At 59.6% G+C, this 14,181-nt stretch carries 12 protein-coding genes and 1 pseudogene; 4 read left to right on the top strand and 9 right to left on the bottom strand.

Features of this window, described 5'->3' with window-relative positions; genetic code table 11:
• The first annotated feature begins 7 nt into the window (after positions 1 to 7).
• From N6L25_RS13310 to N6L25_RS13320, 3 genes are all read left to right on the top strand, one after another.
• Entirely contained in the window at positions 8 to 226 is a 219-nt protein-coding gene (locus N6L25_RS13310; RefSeq protein ID WP_271981154.1) for a DUF2835 domain-containing protein, read from the top strand.
• 346 nt (positions 227 to 572) lie between these two features.
• Complete coding sequence (locus N6L25_RS13315; RefSeq protein ID WP_271981157.1) at positions 573 to 1,541, top strand: tRNA dihydrouridine synthase; 969 nt, start codon at positions 573 to 575, stop codon at positions 1,539 to 1,541.
• Between the two features lie 132 nt (positions 1,542 to 1,673).
• Complete coding sequence (locus tag N6L25_RS13320; protein ID WP_271981159.1) at positions 1,674 to 2,645, top strand: MBL fold metallo-hydrolase; 972 nt, start codon at positions 1,674 to 1,676, stop codon at positions 2,643 to 2,645.
• A gap of 16 nt (positions 2,646 to 2,661) precedes the next feature.
• Here N6L25_RS13320 and N6L25_RS13325 read toward each other — a convergent pair whose 3' ends face one another.
• The 7 genes from N6L25_RS13325 to N6L25_RS13355 form a co-directional block, all read right to left on the bottom strand.
• The gene (locus N6L25_RS13325; RefSeq protein ID WP_271981161.1) at positions 2,662 to 3,696 is read right to left on the bottom strand and encodes a class I fructose-bisphosphate aldolase; all 1,035 of its coding nucleotides are present in this window, start codon (positions 3,694 to 3,696) and stop codon (positions 2,662 to 2,664) included.
• Between the two features lie 194 nt (positions 3,697 to 3,890).
• The gene (locus tag N6L25_RS13330) at positions 3,891 to 4,595 is read right to left on the bottom strand and encodes a DUF899 domain-containing protein (RefSeq protein WP_271981163.1); all 705 of its coding nucleotides are present in this window, start codon (positions 4,593 to 4,595) and stop codon (positions 3,891 to 3,893) included.
• Positions 4,596 to 5,025: 430 nt separating this feature from the next.
• Positions 5,026 to 5,364: a cysteine-rich CWC family protein gene (locus N6L25_RS17725; RefSeq protein ID WP_442915244.1), complete on the bottom strand. Its 339-nt coding sequence runs from the start codon at positions 5,362 to 5,364 to the stop codon at positions 5,026 to 5,028.
• Positions 5,259 to 5,978, bottom strand: coding sequence for a class I SAM-dependent methyltransferase (locus N6L25_RS13340; protein WP_271981167.1), 720 nt, complete (start codon positions 5,976 to 5,978; stop codon positions 5,259 to 5,261). The genes N6L25_RS17725 and N6L25_RS13340 overlap by 106 nt, the downstream gene beginning before the upstream one ends.
• A 156-nt stretch (positions 5,979 to 6,134) precedes the next feature.
• Entirely contained in the window at positions 6,135 to 8,144 is a 2,010-nt protein-coding gene (locus N6L25_RS13345) for a TRAP transporter permease (RefSeq protein ID WP_271981169.1), read from the bottom strand.
• Positions 8,145 to 8,212: 68 nt separating this feature from the next.
• The gene (locus N6L25_RS13350) at positions 8,213 to 9,367 is read right to left on the bottom strand and encodes a TAXI family TRAP transporter solute-binding subunit (RefSeq protein WP_271981172.1); all 1,155 of its coding nucleotides are present in this window, start codon (positions 9,365 to 9,367) and stop codon (positions 8,213 to 8,215) included.
• Between the two features lie 360 nt (positions 9,368 to 9,727).
• Positions 9,728 to 11,947, bottom strand: a complete 2,220-nt coding sequence (locus tag N6L25_RS13355) for an OsmC domain/YcaO domain-containing protein (RefSeq protein WP_271981174.1) — start codon at positions 11,945 to 11,947, stop codon at positions 9,728 to 9,730.
• 114 nt (positions 11,948 to 12,061) lie between these two features.
• On the opposite strand from N6L25_RS13355, the pseudogene N6L25_RS17675 reads away from it, so the two are divergent.
• Positions 12,062 to 12,244, top strand: a pseudogene (locus N6L25_RS17675) (PDDEXK nuclease domain-containing protein); the annotation flags it as partial.
• A gap of 12 nt (positions 12,245 to 12,256) precedes the next feature.
• On the opposite strand, the gene N6L25_RS13360 reads toward N6L25_RS17675, so the two are convergent.
• Together N6L25_RS13360 and N6L25_RS13365 are read right to left on the bottom strand one after the other, a co-directional pair.
• On the bottom strand, positions 12,257 to 13,699 hold the full coding sequence (locus N6L25_RS13360) for a hypothetical protein (RefSeq protein ID WP_271981176.1): 1,443 nt from the start codon (positions 13,697 to 13,699) through the stop codon (positions 12,257 to 12,259).
• Positions 13,668 to 14,180, bottom strand: a complete 513-nt coding sequence (locus N6L25_RS13365; RefSeq protein ID WP_271981178.1) for a hypothetical protein — start codon at positions 14,178 to 14,180, stop codon at positions 13,668 to 13,670. Before N6L25_RS13365 ends, N6L25_RS13360 begins: the two co-directional genes overlap by 32 nt.
• Position 14,181 lies beyond the last annotated feature (1 nt).

Below are 14,181 nucleotides of genomic sequence, written 5' to 3' on the forward strand. Positions count from 1 at the left end.
GGTTGCCATGCAGCAGATCGTGGTGGACCTTTCGATCAGCCCCGATGAGTGGATAAAGCTCTACCAAGGGGCTGCCCGGGATGTACACGCCCGGGCCCGGGACGGACGGTCGGTCCGTTTCCCGGCCCGGATACTCTCGCCTTTTTTCCTCTGCGACGGCATTCACGGCAGCTTTAAAATCCAGTTCGATGAACAGGGCAAATTTGCCGGCATCGAACGGCTTTAAGACTTTGTTTTTATTTCGGGAGGACAGATTCGAAATCTGTCCTCTTGTGTTACGAAAATGGCTACACAAACGCGCAGTTCTCATCTAGATTGATCTTATAGACTCAGTCTTAAGGAGACCGTCAATGAAACCGCGCGCCGCAGCCGTACCTCGCAAGCCTGCCGTGGCGATGGCCTTGTTGATGGATTACTGGGTTAACTACGCGCTCGGACAATAACCCCCCCGATTCCGAGCGTGCCGCCATAACCAACCGTTGGCTCCCGTATCGCAAAGGCCGGCTTTCATTTGGTCTCAAAACCGTTAGAATGCGCGGCTGTTCATCATTTGATCGGTTTGCGGAGCACCCATGCGAATTATCCTCGCCCCGATGGAAGGGCTGGTCGACGCCCCCATTCGTGAAATTCTCACCGGGGTAGGCGGTATCGACCGCAGCGTGACGGAATTTATCCGGGTCACGCAGGGCATGCTGCCACCGCGCATTTTCTACAAGTACGCACCGGAGCTCCATCAGGGCGCGCGGACACAGGCCGGCGTGCCGGTTGCGGTGCAGTTGCTGGGCTCCGATCCGGTGATGATGGCCCGCCACGGCGCCAAGGCCGCGGAGCTGGGCGCCCGCCAGGTGGATATCAACTTTGGCTGTCCGGCCAAGACCGTCAATCGCCACAAGGGCGGCTGTGTGCTGATGCGTGAGCCGGAACTGATGCACCACATCACGGCGTCTGTGCGGGCCGCGGTGCCGGCCGAGGTTTCGGTGACCGCCAAGATGCGGCTGGGCTACGATGACCGCTCCATGGCGGTGGCTTGCGCCGAGGCGCTGGCGGCGGCCGGTGCTGCCGAGATCGTGGTCCATGCCCGCAGCAAGGTCGACGGCTACAAGCCCCCCGCCTATTGGGAAGAAATTGCCCGGGTGAGGGAGGCGGTGACTTGTCAGGTTATCGCCAACGGTGAGATCTGGACGGTGGCGGACTACTGGCGCTGTCGCGAGGTCACCGGTTGTGATGACGTGATGATCGGCCGTGGCCTGATCACCCGTCCCGACCTGGCCCGGCAAATCAAGGCCAGCCAAGCCGGTGAGACGGTGCCGGTCATGCGCTGGTCCGAGGTGGTGGCACTGATCAAAGCCTATGGGGCAGAGCTGGAGCCGCGTTTAGGGGACCGCTACGTCACCGGGCGGCTCAAACAGTGGCTGAACTACCTCCGCAAGGGCTATCCGGAAGCGGAGGCAGTCTGGCCGCAGGCCCGCAAGATTCGCGACGTGGCGCCGTTCTATGGCTGCCTGGAAACATCCACCCAAACGGTCTGTTCGGCCGCCTGATCGGCGGCTGATTTTGGCTTCAGGAGCGCCTCGGATTCCCGCTTTTTCGATCTGAGGCTAAGCTTTCCTTTGGAAGATCACCTCTGGCGGGATGTGGTCGCCGTTTCCCGCCATGACCTTGGGAGCGGAACCATGAAGCAACTGCATATTCTCACTGCGTTAATGCTGTCTCTGCTGTTGTTCAGTCCAGCGAGTCTGGCGGCGTCTGGTACGGTTAAGATTACGCCGTTGGGGAGTCATTCCGGGGAGTTCTGCCGCCAAGATCGGGCGCTGATCCTGGAAGATCCCAGCGGCACCCGCATTCTTTACGATGCCGGCCGCACCGTGGCGGGACCAAATGATCCTCGCCTGGGAGACATCGATATTGTTCTGGTGTCCCATGTCCATGGAGATCACATCGGCGACCGTCATATTCGCAAGGTGAACAGCGGCAGCTGTGCGGCCCCGGAGACAGACGAGGACGCGCTGCCGGACTCCAATTCGGTCAGAATCGCCGTGGCCAAGGGCGCCAAGATTGTCACCGGGAGCGACATGCCACGATTCTTTGCCATCCGCATGGCCGCTATCGATGGTAACGCGGACGACTCCCTGTTGGTGCGGTTCGGCGGACGGTTGATCCTCGGTAACGTGGAGATCACCACCATACCGGCCGCCCACAGTAATGGTCTGGCGCCGGGTTACCTGACCGGGCCGTTGGCGGAGTATCTGCAGGCGGCCGGTGTGAATGCCAGCGTTGGCCCGCCCACCGGGTATGTCCTGACGTTCTCCAATGGTCTGGTGGTCTACCTCTCCGGGGACACCGGCATTATGGCCGACCAGAAGCTGGTGGTGGCCGGCCATTACGGCGCCAAACTGGCGGTGGTGAACATCGGTGATACCTATACCACAGGCCCCACCGAGGCGGCGTACGTGGTCAACGAATTGCTGCGGCCCAACGCCGTCATCGCCTCCCACGCCAACGAAGCGGCGACCCGCGACGGTAAGGTGCTGGCTGGCACCCGAACCGAACAGTTCATTCAGGCCAGCATGATGCCGGTGCATGTTCCGCTGAGCGGGCGCACCATGGAATTCGACGCCGAGGGCGATTGTCGGGCGGGCTGCTAGCTCCTTGCGCCATGGCCTACAGCTCCCAAGCGGTGTCCTGCTCCTGATCGTCACTGTACTGGCCCCGGGCCGCCAGGCTGTTCATCCGGGCCCGGTGGAGCAACGCCTGCTGGGCTGCCTGTACCCGCCCGGGATCACCCCGCCAAGCCGTGAGCGCCGGTTCCTGTAAGGCTCGCCCATAGGAGAAGCTCAGGTTCCAGGGGCGGTTTTTCAGGCCGTTGATTGCGTTTAGATTACGAGTTGCCTCTTCGGGTGTCTGACCTCCGGAGAGGAAGTTGATACCCGGTACTGCGGCGGGTATGGTACGGCGGAAAATTTGTAGGGTGGCGGTGGCGACTTGCTCCGGGGAGGCCTGTTGGGGGTGGTCCTTGCCCGGTGTCACCATGCTGGGTTTGAGCAGCATATACTCCAGTGCCACCCGGTTGCGATGCAGCGCATGGAAGACCTCATGGAGCACGCTCTCCATAACATCCGCACAGCGCTCGATGCTGTGGTCGCCGTCGATCAGCACTTCGGGTTCGACAATGGGCACGACGCCCAGCGACTGGCAGACGGCGGCGTAGCTGGCGAGTACATTGGCGTTGGCCTCCACCGCCAGGCGGCCGGGGTTATGGCCTGCAACATGGTAGACACAGCGCCATTTGGCGAAGCGGGCACCCCGGCCGATGTAGCTTTCGAGCCGGGCCTCCAGGCCATCCAGCCCGCGGGTGATTTCGTCACCGGGTGCATTGGCTAGCGGCACCTTGCCCTTGTCCACCTTGATGCCGGGCACGATACCCTGGTTACTGGCCACGTCCGGCAGCGGCGTTCCCTGGCTGTCGGTCTGAGTCAGGGTTTCTTCAAACAGAATCACACCGTTAACGTATTGGCCCAGACCGGGCGTCGACAGAATCAGCGAGCGGTAGTCACGGCGACTCTCCTCAGTGGATTCCACGGCGATGGCGGCAAATCGTTTGGCGATGGTGGGGCTGCTTTCGTCGGCGGCAAGAATGCCCTTGCCGTCCTGAACCAGGGCTTTGATGGTGCTCTCTAGCTGATCCTGAACGCTCATATCTTACCTCCTGGGGCTATGACCGGCGTTTGGGGGCCGCTGTGTCTGGGAGCCTACGAACAACTCCTGGATGGCTCTGAACACCTAGAAGGTCGCGCAGAGAAGATCCTGACATTGTTCAGAGGCTCCTTAGGACACAGTATAGTCAGGGCGAAGGGCGTTCGACGGCGCCTCACCGGGCGTCCCGCACTCGCTCAGTCGTCGTATTGGTCATGGCGACGCAACCAGGCCATGGTCCAGGGCAGATCGTCCTCATTACGCCCTTTGGGCAGCAGGTCCATGTAGTGATAGGCGCCGTTGAGCATATCCAGGCCTCGCTGGTAGGTAGAGTAAGTGTGGTACAGATCGTTAGCGTCATCCCGGTAGAACACGCTGATTCCGGGCAGCTCCTCCAACACCTTCATCGGCGCGTAATTGTGCTCGGCCCGGCCGGAGTCCACCTGCGCCTTGGTATAGGACACCTGAAAGTCGAAGTTGAAGTCGCTGCCAAAGGACGAGTACCACGGAAACGTCCAGCCCATACGGCGGCGATAGGCGGCCAGCTTCTCGTACGGGGCCCGTGAGATGGCCACCAGGGATGCATCCCGGTGCGCCAGATGAATGGGGATACTCTCGAAGTTGTCCGCCCAGAACGAGCAACTTGGGCAGCCTTCATCCCAGTCAGTACCGAACATGAAGTGGTAGACGATCAGCTGGCTGTGGGAGCCAAACAGCTCCGCCAGAGACCGGGTTCCCTGCGGCCCCTCGAAGGTATAGGGCTTGCTGACCTTCACCCAGGGTAACGCCCGTCGCTGTCGGGCCAACTCGTCGCGCAAGTGGGTCAGTTCTTTTTCCTTGGCGAGCAGGGCCTTGCGGGCCTCTACCCATTGCTGCTGCGAGACTACGGGATGATTGGGCATGGTGTCTCTCCTTTGTTTGGACCGACGCCCTTCAATACGGAGTAAGCGACCTTACGCTTCCATAGCGCCGGCTGGGATATGGCCTGGTTATTTATGGTAGGCCGTTTTTCAGACTCTTGGCACTCTCTTGGCACTCTCTTGGCACTCTCTTGGAACTCTCTTGGAACTCTCTTGGAACTCTCTTGGAACTCTCTTGGAACTCTCTTGGCACTCTCCTGGCACTCTCTTGGAACCCTCTTGGAACCCTCTTGGAACCCTCTTTGCGCTCGCAGGGCACTCGCATGGATTTCTCATGGAACGCTTTTCGCACGCTCTTGCTTAGGAAACGCTGGTGGCTTAGGGAATGCTGGAGGGCGATTTGGAACCTTGGCCGGCGATATGAAAAATTGGCAGGGGATGAAGGATTGGCAAACGATGGCAGGGTGTTTGTTTATTGCCCGGCGGTCAGGCGGGAAATACAGTCGGCACAGACGCAGGCGGTGCGTTTTTTTGCCGTTGGCACCGCCGCCGTTACGGCGTCACCAACGGTAATGTCCGGCGCAAAGCACCAGCAGCTGGCCGGGTTTTTACCGGCGGTGACGGCACACTGATTCTCTTGCCCACAGATGGGGCAGTGAACTGCGTCTCGATTCAGCGGGAGCGTGAGCCCGGGGGATGGGTTCGTCATGGGTTCGAACTGTTTTCGTCCATAATCGACGCCAACAGCGTATCGAAGTCCATGTCTATCTCGCCTTCGACCGTGGGTTTGGTCAACGCGACCACTGAACATTGTAGGCCCAGGTCGTCATCCGTCATGAGCAGATCAGGATGGATAACGTTTTTGACCGTACCTTTGATGAAGTCCGGAGCCCGGTTGAACTGACTGCGCAGAAAGCGGGCAAGCAAGGGTTGCCTGGTGGCAGCGTCCAGGGACTTCTGTAGCGTGTAGTCCCGTTCCGTCAGCAGGTAACGGCAGATTTTTCTCATCACCGGGTGAGTCGCGTTATTGATGACGACGGTGCCCCGGGACACCAGCATTTTGTCCACGTAATACAGCGCAACCAGCGCCTGGTCGAATGGCGCGGTATCGTTGATGATGGCCAGGTCGACGGATCGGTTCTGGAAATAAAAATCCGGAAGTACCTCATCGGCCGGCGTTCTGATCAACTCCACCAGGTTACCGAGCGAGGTTGCCTCCTGTTTTTTCAGCTCTTTCAGAAAGCTGGCGTGCTGAGCGATGGTTGGCGTGATCAGCGTCAGCGCCGAATTTTCCAGTCGTTCAAGCGCCTGACAGACCGAGAGTGTCAAATTGACGTCCCCCAGGCCGAGCTGCAACACCTCTTCCGGAGCGTGTTCTGTGATCAGGGCTGTGACAAACGTCGATTGGGATTCTGCTGGTTTCATAATTTCGGTATGTGCTGGAAGTTTCAGAAGCGAACTAAAAACCCCAAGAGTATACCGAATAAAAGCCGAGCCCGATTTAATTGTCGGTTCTGAAAGGCCGAAAATGCGGGACAGGCTTCGAGGCGAAGCCTGTCCCCGAGGTGGATAATCGTCGATTCAGCTGGCCAGTGATTGGTCGTTTGCGGTGGATCCAAGGTCATGGCGCTGAGTCAGCGACGCTACGGCAATGGCGGGGATGATCAGAACGGCACTGATCAGCGACAGCTGGAGATTGCTCAGGGGCACCGGACCGCCACCGGGAATCGCCAACAGCAGGCCGCCGAGGATCAGGGCGATTCTCATTGGCCATTGCAGCAGGCCGCCGGCGGTCAGGCGGCCTATGCCCAGCAGCCAGCCCTGCATGGCGCCTGCGATGAGAACGACCCCTGCCAGAGCCTGCAAAATGACCACCAGAATTTCGTCCCAACTACCCTGGAAGATCAGCGCGGGGTTGAGCACGAACAGGAACGGAATGAAATAGATAACACTGCCCAACCGCATGGCCTGAAACCCGGTTTCCATGGCCCGAGCGCCGGCAATGGTGGCTGCGGCGAAGGCCCCCAGAGCCACCGGTGGGGTGATGAAACTGAGCATGCCCCAGTAGAGGATGAACAGGTGTACCGCCAGGGGATTCATGCCACCGCCATTCACCAGTGCGGGCGCGAGAGCCACGGCCAGGAAGATGTAGGCGGCGGTCACGGTCATGCCGATGCCCAGGATAAAACTGGTCAGCGCTCCCATCAGCAACAGCACCAAGGTGTTGCCGCCGGCGAGGTAGATCAGGTCGTTGGCGATGGTGCCGGATAACCCCGTCACTGACAGAGCGCCAACGAGCAGGCCCACGCCCGCGAGAATGGCAATCAGCTCCGCGAACAGCTTGCCGGCGTCTGACAGAAAATCCTTCACATCCTGCCAGCACCAACGCTGGTAGGGCAGCACCTGGTTGATTGCCAGCAGCAAGGCGGTGGCGTAGAAGGGTGCGGTCGCCTCCTGGCGAAGAAAGAACAGCATCCAGATCAGCAGCGCGAACACGAAGATGAAGTACCACCCTTCCTTCAGGGTGTCCCGAAGCGACGGCAGTTCTTCCGCGGGCAGTCCCTTGAGATCGTGGCGGGCGGCGTAGGCGTCTATCTGGATGAACAGTCCGAGGAAGTACAGTACCGAGGGCACCACCGCCGCCAACGCGATGGTGCCGTAGGGAATATTGAGAAACGCCGCCATGATAAAGGCAGTCGCCCCCATCACCGGTGGCATCAGCACACCGCCGGTGGAGGCGCAAGCCTCCACACCCGCGGCGTGGGATTTGCCGAAGCCGACCCGACGCATGGCGGGAATGGACATCACCCCGGTGGTCATGACGTTGGTGATGACGCTGCCGCTCATGGACCCCATCAAACCACTGGAGAATACCGCCACCTTAGCCGGGCCGCCACGGACATGGCCGAGCAGCGCAAAGGCCAGGTTGATGAAGAACTTGCCGCCTCCGGTTTTCTGCAGCGCCACGCCAAACAGCAGAAAGCCGATGACCAGGTTGGCGAAGGCCTGCAGCGGAATGCCCATAATGCCTTCCCGGCTCATGGCAAGGTAGATGGCGGTTTGTTCCGGTGACGAAGGAAAGCCCTGTATCGGGCCCGGCACAACGTCCGCAAAAATCGGGTACAGGCTGGCCAAACCGACAATGGTGGCAATGGGAAGGCCGCCGGCCCGGCGGATGGCTTCCACCACGGTTACCCAGAACAGAAAACTCATCACCACGGCGTAGGACGGAGCGGCGTATTCCCAGCCCCGGTCGAGAACCTGTTCGGCGTTGTACACGAAGAAACCGCAGATCACCGCCGAGGCGAAAAACAGCACTATGTCGTACCAGGGTAGGTGGTTGCGGGCCGCAAGCCGGTTCATCGGCCACAGCAGGAACACCAGCGGCAGCATCAGCGCCACCACCATGTAGAAAAACTGACTTTCCACCTGTGTGACCAGGTTGATCAACCGCAAGTTGAACAGGTAGTCGATGGTGAATAGTGTGAGCGCCAGTGTGGCCAGGCGGGGAACCCACCGCCATACACCGTCCAGTTGCCGGATGCCGGATACCGTTGCTTCGTCCCGGCCGGGTGCTTGTGCTTGCGTCATGGTGCGGTAACTCCAATCAGGCCTGGCGGCGGGAGACGATCACGCCTCCCGCCTGGGGTGGATGTGGCTTAGCGGAAAATGGGGGACATTCCTGCCGCTTGCAGGGCCTCGGCCCGTGCCGCCATCCAGGCGCCCCGGAACGCCTCGTCCTCGTCTGGAGTTTCGCCGGCGGTAAAGCTCTGCCAGGTGTCCTGCAGAATCTGCTGCCGGCGTACCAGCATGTCCTGGTGTTGCTGCATGGCCTCGGTCCAGTGGCCAATCTCTTTGTAGTACTCAACCACCGCATCATGGAACGGCACCACCCACTCCATATTCTGGTTTTCGAGGGCATAGCCTTCGTTACCTGGCGCGGCATCCTTGTACTTGTCGTAGTCCTCGGTGAAGACCCTCAGCAGGCTCTTGACCAGCGTGCTGTCGGTGTCGGCATTGGCCACCACGATGGGGTAGGGATAGCTGGAGCCGGTCCAGGGATTATCCTGGCTGATGTCCGCACCGGACGTGACCTTGTGGGGCTGGAAGTAGGGCGCGACCGCCTTTAGCCGGGCCCAGCCCTCCTTGTCTTCTGGATCCAGGGTGAGCCAGTTGATGCCCCGGGGGCTGGCCGCCAACTGCTGGGGACCGCCGGCAACGGTCGCGGAGAACGCGGTGTCGCTCTGGTTGGCGACGATGCCCTCAAAGGAACGCCCATACCCGGGAAACTCCACCCGCTCGACGTCGTCCCAGGTCAGGTTGCCAAACGCCAGCATGGCCTCGGTGCCCAGATTGTTGGCGTCATCGCCGCGCAGGTAGGAAACGCGCTTGCCTTTGATGTCATAGGGCGTTTCTGCGTCGATATCACCGGCGACGGCGATGCTCAGGCCGAAGCTGCCGATGGAGGTGGTCACCACCCGGATGGGTTGAGGCCCCCAGTTCCTGTCGGCGAACAGCAGCACACCCTCAGCGCCGTAGAAGGCGGCGATTCCGCACGCGCAAACAGGCACACGTCCGGTCTTGAGGGGCGTCATGCGGGAAACGTCGTTTTCACCCGGCAAGATACGGAGGGAGACGCCGTATTCGTTCTGGAGCAGGTTGCCGATGGAAGCCATCTGGCTGTATCCCGCAGAACCGGTGCCGTAAGCGGTAATACCCAGGGTGCCCGGAAGTTCGATGTCGTCCGCACTGAAGGCCAGAGCAGGGGTGGTTGCCAAAGCGAAGGCGAGCAGGTGCCGTTTCAGATTTGCCATTACGTCTTCCTCTTTCCGTTTGTTGTATTTGTGACTTAAAATTCTTCAGAGCGAAATACGATACTGCAATGTAAGAGGACTCTAGGTCATGGCAGAATGAGATGTCAATTAGCGTTTGGTGCTTGTTGAATATCCTGAAACATCAGCAGTGATCGAGCGGCCAGCTGGTCGATTGGATGGGGATAAGGGGCAAACGGGGATACGCAGAAACGGTAGAAAAAAGCGGATAACGGGGAACGGAGGGGTAAAGTGGGATCGCCCGGTGGGGATCCCACACGGGAACAGGCTGTTCAATGACAGCTCAACCTGTTCCCGTGTATTTCGTGTTAGGGACTGGTGGACCGGAGAGTTATCGGCGAACTAGACCGCGGATTCTGTTGATTCTTCAGAACGGCCAACCCGGTAGTTGGCCGCCCGCGCCGCATGCAGCTTCTTATAGCTTTCGATCAGCCGCAGGTGTTTTTCCAGTCCTTCCAGCTGCGAATTGGTCGGGGTGAGGCCGTGGAAGCGCACGCTGCCATCCACCGAGCCCACCACGGCGGCCATGGTGTACTCGCCAAACATGCGCTGGAGATTAACCAGGTAATCCCCAAGTTCCAGTTCGTCATCAAGGGTGATTTCCAGCACCGCCTGAACTGCGCGGTAGAATAGGCCGCGTTCCACCGTGTTGTCGTTGAACTGCAGGAAGGTTTCGACAAACTCCTGGGCTTCTTCGTGCCATTGCAGGGCCAGGCAGATCAGCAGTTTCAGCTCCAGGATCGTGAGCTGGCCCCACACGGTATTCTCGTCGAACTCGACACCGATCAGGGTGATGATGGTCATGTAGTCATCGAGCTGACTTTCTTCCAACCGCTCCACCAGATCGGCCAGCTGTTCGTCATTCAGGGCATGGAGATTGAGGATGTCTTCGCGGTAGTCCAGCGCCACATTGGTGTTATCCTCAATCAGTTCCTCGACCGGGTAGACCTCTGAGTAGCCTGGCACCAGTATCCGGCACACCGGAGCGCCCAGGTCTTCGTACACCGCCATGTACACCTCTTTGCCTAGATCCTCAAGGATCTTGAACAGGGTGGCCGCTTCGTCTTCGTTGCTGCCGGAGAAGTCCCATTCACAGAACTCGACGTCCGAATTCGCGCTGAAGAAACGCCAGGACACCACCCCGGTGGAATCGATGAAGTGCTCCACAAAGTTGTTGGGCTCGGCTACTGCCTGGCTGTTGAAGGTGGGGGGAGGGACATCGTTCAGGCCCTCGAAGCTGCGGCCCTGCAACAGTTCGGTCAGGCTGCGCTCCAGGGCAACTTCGAAACTGGGATGGGCGCCAAAGGACGCAAACACGCCGCCGGTTCTTGGGTTCATCAGGGTGACGCACATCACCGGGAACTGGCCGCCCAGGGATGCATCTTTTACCAGCACCGGGAAGCCCTGACGTTCCAGCGCCTCAATGCCTTCGACAATGTCCGGGTACTTCGCGAGTACCGCTTTCGGCACGTCCGGCAGGGTAAGCTCTTCTTCGATGATCTGCTTTTTCACCGCCCGCTCGAAGATTTCCGACAGGCACTGTACTTGGGCTTCGTACAGGGTGTTGCCGGCACTCATGCCATTGCTCAGGAACAGGTTCTCCACCAGGTTTGAGGGGAAGTACACCACCGCACCGTCGGACTGGCGCACATAGGGCAGGGCGCAGATACCACGATCCACCCGGCCGGAGTTGGTGTCGATCAGGTTGGAGCCAGCCAGGTCACCGTCCGGGTTGTAGATGGCCAGGCAGTGATCATCAAGAATGCCGGCTGGCAGCCCGTCGTCCGCACCCGGTTTGAACCACCGCTCGTTGGGGTAATGAACGAAGTCACTGTTGGCGATGTCCTCGCCAAAATACTGGTCGTTGTAGAAGAAGTTGCAGTTCAGGCGCTCGATGAACTCACCCAGCGCCGAGCACAGGGCGCTCTCCTTGGTGGACCCTTTGCCGTTGGTGAAGCACATGGGGGAGGCGGCATCGCGGATGTGCAACGACCACACGTGGGGCACGATGTTGCGCCAGGATGCAATCTCAATTTTCATACCCAAGTCCGCGAGGATCGCCGTCATGTTGGCGATGGTCTGTTCCAGCGGCAGGTCCTTGCCCTCGATGAAGGTGTGATGCTCGCTGTCGGGCTTCACCATCAGCAGGGCCTGGGCGTCCTCGTCCAGGTTCTCGACGGTTTCAATCTGAAAATCGGGGCCGGTCTGCACCACCTTCTTGACCGTGCAGCGGTCGATGGCGCGCAGAATGCCTTGCCGGTCCTTGTCGGAGATATCCTCCGGCAACTCCACCTGAATCTTGAAGATCTGGTTGTAGCGATTCTCCGGATCAACGATGTTGTTCTGCGACAGCCGGATGTTGTGGGTCGGAATGTCCCGCGCCAGACAGTAGACCCGCACAAAGTAGGCCGCACACAGCGCCGACGACGCCAGGAAATAGTCGAACGGACTGGGCGCGGAGCCGTCGCCTTTGTAGCGAATGGGCTGGTCGGTGATGACGGTGAAGTCATCAAACTTGGCTTCCAGGCGGAGGTTGTCGAGGAAGTTGACGTTGATTTCCATTACGAGGGCTACCTGGGTTGGAGAATGACGCGGGCTATAAAACTAAGGCCGCCATTATCCAGTTTTTTGGCGCCTGCGTCTTGGCTGGCCTATACGAATTTACCGACTTGATTGGTGAGAGTTATAACCACTGCTCTCTTCGATTTCCTCAACTTGCAGGATAGAACTCATCGGGAGAACGATCTGGGGCAGGCCATTATTGGCCACTTGCAACAGAGTCTGTTGGGAATGGGAAAAGCATTCGCTTTTGTGGAGTACCAGCAGCGCATCGGCACGGAGGCTGGTGGCTATTTCATTGACTTGGTGTTCTCACCTTCTGCGCGGGTTGGTTTCGGCGAATACGCTAAGTGCTCCAACCAGGCCACGGGTGGTTATGGTTTTCTTGCTCGCGACGAGATCGTGAATTGCCAGGAGCGCCTTGTCGCGACGTTCAGCCGTTGAGCCTAACTCGCGTGTCAATCGGTTGAGGAACCAGTGATTGTGAGCAATACGGGTCTTCGAGGCTACCCTTGAGGTGTCTGGCTCGGCCTCGCAAAACAAGGGTAGTGCCTGTGTGAGTATACTCGGAGTACGCAGATGGGCCTTTGTGATGTGGGGCTGGTCAAGGCTTGCGAACCACCGGCGAGCGCTCTCGGGATCGTGTCCGAACTGATCGCGGAAGGCCTGCGTGAATGGACTCATAAACGGCCAGTTCCCGCCGTTGACAATCCGCACGACGATCTCCCGGGTGCTCGCTCGATCCCCTGCGTGTTCCGGATCATAGAACACATGGTCGCGGACGGCGTCGTGAATCGGGCTGGTGGCGTCTGTGGTGATCGCGGTTGTGTCGTCGAGTGCGGCTGCCAGAACCGGCATCATAAAGGGGGCACCGAGGCCGAGACAATGAAAACGGTGAAGGTCACCGCCGGCTTCCGCGTAGCCATTGGTGATACCTCGCAGCAATTGTGCCAGCCTGATATAACGCCGTGGTGCGGGCTTATCCAGACTGAAGCTGGCGGTGTGGACGACAAAAAAGTCGACGGCACTCGAGTCACTCGCGACGCCGGCCATACCAATTGCGGCGTGGGTGACTCCGGCTCGTGCGGCCAGGCGCCCAGCGGACCGGGCGGTGTTGTAGTCCATCGCGCTCAGCACCGCGTAAACCCGAATACCCTGACAACGAGCATCCTCGGCAATGCGCCGCCACAGTCGCAGGGAGCGACGGTTACGACTATCAATACGCGGGATTGGCCAGTGCGTGGTCTCCCGCTCCAGATTCAGCGCAATGAGGCATGCAGTCGCAAAATCCTCCTGGGCAATCAGGTCCGTTGGAGCCATCGACAATTGGGCGGCCAGCAACTGCTCGGTGTCGACGGCCTCCGACACCTGGGTGGCATGCTCGACCACCTCGGCGGCCAATTCGTTCGCCCGCTGACAGAGGATGGCGGGAATTTCCTGGCCCCGTGGCACGTGTCCCAGTTCGTGGCGGATTTCCCGGATCTGGGCGCTGATGACTTTGGCGTCGTGCTGGAATTTGTCAATCACCTGGTCGATGAGCGGTTTGGTGCCATTGTCGGCGAACAGCGGGAGGTTGGCGTCCCGCACCAGACGGGCTTGTTCCAATGCCGCTGGAGATACGCGGTGGGAGGACAACAGGTAGGCTGCCAGCGACGCCTCTTGCGCCGCAAAGGCCTCGATCGTTTCTGACCGCAGGTTGGCGACGAACGTCATACCGGTGCGGTTATTCGTCCTCGATAATGATGATGTCCCCATCCTCGGTCTCCGTGGCCTCGATGTCTTCCTCGTCGAAGATGATGATTTCGTCATCGCTGACTTCTGGATCCGGGTCGGGTTCAGCGAAGGGGATGATTAGGAAGCCGTCGTCGAACGGGGAAAGGGTCGGCGCATCGCCGAAGGGGTCCTCGCCATCTTCGTTCTTGTGGTCCTCGCGGCATTCCTGCAGCTTTTTAAAGGCCTCCTTCACTGCGTCCGCCGCAGCATTGGCAGCCGGCACGTCCTCGATATCCTTCATGATGGACCTGTAGGCACCAACCAGGCCCGGCGCGGCACCGCCAGCAATCCCTAGAGGATTCTTTGTCGATAGAGCGCCGATAATCGCACCGGCATACGCAGTCAGCACGCTGAGGCCCAGTTCTCCCCATTGCACACTCTCAGCCGCATTGGCTGCCTTTTCGAAGTCTTTAAGGGCGTCGTGAAAGGCAATCTCTTCAACAATACATTCAGTAGCGGCCATG

Origin of the sequence: Marinobacter sp. SS21, from assembly GCF_028369065.1 — a bacterium.
GTDB lineage: Bacteria > Pseudomonadota > Gammaproteobacteria > Pseudomonadales > Oleiphilaceae > Marinobacter.

What these genes read in the sequence shown, in the direction of transcription:
- N6L25_RS13310 (WP_271981154.1), top strand. Translation starts at nt 8, where the DNA reads ATGCAGCAGATCGTGGTGGACCTTTCGATCAGCCCCGATGAGTGGATA.
- N6L25_RS13315 (WP_271981157.1), top strand. Translation starts at nt 573, where the DNA reads ATGCGAATTATCCTCGCCCCGATGGAAGGGCTGGTCGACGCCCCCATT.
- N6L25_RS13320 (WP_271981159.1), top strand. Translation starts at nt 1,674, where the DNA reads ATGAAGCAACTGCATATTCTCACTGCGTTAATGCTGTCTCTGCTGTTG.
- N6L25_RS13325 (WP_271981161.1), bottom strand. Translation starts at nt 3,696, where the DNA reads ATGAGCGTTCAGGATCAGCTAGAGAGCACCATCAAAGCCCTGGTTCAG.
- N6L25_RS13330 (WP_271981163.1), bottom strand. Translation starts at nt 4,595, where the DNA reads ATGCCCAATCATCCCGTAGTCTCGCAGCAGCAATGGGTAGAGGCCCGC.
- N6L25_RS17725 (WP_442915244.1), bottom strand. Translation starts at nt 5,364, where the DNA reads ATGTTCAGTGGTCGCGTTGACCAAACCCACGGTCGAAGGCGAGATAGA.
- N6L25_RS13340 (WP_271981167.1), bottom strand. Translation starts at nt 5,978, where the DNA reads ATGAAACCAGCAGAATCCCAATCGACGTTTGTCACAGCCCTGATCACA.
- N6L25_RS13345 (WP_271981169.1), bottom strand. Translation starts at nt 8,144, where the DNA reads ATGACGCAAGCACAAGCACCCGGCCGGGACGAAGCAACGGTATCCGGC.
- N6L25_RS13350 (WP_271981172.1), bottom strand. Translation starts at nt 9,367, where the DNA reads ATGGCAAATCTGAAACGGCACCTGCTCGCCTTCGCTTTGGCAACCACC.
- N6L25_RS13355 (WP_271981174.1), bottom strand. Translation starts at nt 11,947, where the DNA reads ATGGAAATCAACGTCAACTTCCTCGACAACCTCCGCCTGGAAGCCAAG.
- N6L25_RS13360 (WP_271981176.1), bottom strand. Translation starts at nt 13,699, where the DNA reads ATGGGGACATCATCATTATCGAGGACGAATAACCGCACCGGTATGACG.
- N6L25_RS13365 (WP_271981178.1), bottom strand. Translation starts at nt 14,180, where the DNA reads ATGGCCGCTACTGAATGTATTGTTGAAGAGATTGCCTTTCACGACGCC.